This is a genomic window from Flavobacterium bomense (assembly GCF_003970355.1).
Genome location: NZ_RYDJ01000304.1, coordinates 1 through 1005, shown reverse-complemented (window position 1 = coordinate 1005; position 1005 = coordinate 1). Strand labels below are relative to the sequence as shown.

Below are 1005 nucleotides of genomic sequence, written 5' to 3'. Positions count from 1 at the left end.
GGGAAGATGCGCTCGACAATCTCTTAATTTTTTGTTGTGCAAATTGGCTTTTTTGGCTCGATCTGTAGCTAGTTTTCGAATGCCAGAAAGTTCTTTACGTTCTCGCTCGGCTTGCAAAATTTTACGCAACAACGCATCGGAAGTTGTTGGGTTTTTATGCAAATAACTGTCTAATTTGTTTTTTACAAAATCATTTACAAAAGTACGAACCGAAGGCATTCCTGGATCTGAACCCATATCGGTCGAACCTAATTTGGTCTTGGTTTGTGATTCGAAAACCGGTTCCATTACTTTGATGCTAATCGCAGTAACAATGGACTTTCGAACATCCGAAGCTTCGAATGGTTTGTTGTAAAACTCTCGAATGGTTTTTACAATGGCTTCGCGATAAGCAGCCAAATGTGTTCCTCCTTGTGTGGTATTTTGTCCGTTTACAAAGGAGTGATATTCTTCGGAATATTGTGTTTTGCTGTGTGTCAAGGCGATTTCGATGTCGTCGCCTTTCAGGTGAATGATTGGATATTCTAAATCTTCAACGCTAATGGTTTCCTCTAACAAATCTTTCAATCCATTTTCCGAAAAATATTTTTCGCCGTTGAATAATATGGTCAAACCATTGTTTAAGTAACAATAGTTTTTGAGCATTTTGATGATGTACTCGTAACGGAATTTGTAATTTTTGAAAATTGTTTCATCGGGAATAAGGGTTACTTTCGTTCCTTTACGTTTGGTGGTTTCGATAATTTCTTCATCCAAAACCAGATTTCCTCCTGAAAATTCAGCGGCTTTTTGTTTTTCATCCCGAACGGATTCCACACGAAAATAACTGGACAAAGCATTCACTGCTTTTGTCCCAACGCCATTCAAACCGACGGATTTTTTGAAGGCCAAAGAATCGTATTTCCCACCCGTATTCATCTTAGAAACCACATCAATCACTTTTCCAAGGGGAATTCCTCGACCGTAATCGCGAACAGTAACCGTTTTATCCTTGATGGTTACCTC

General features: G+C 38.9%; 1 pseudogene. It reads right to left on the bottom strand.

Going from position 1 to position 1005, the window contains the following annotated elements:
- A pseudogene (locus tag EKL98_RS17485) lies at nucleotides 1-1005 on the bottom strand (ATP-binding protein); the annotation flags it as partial.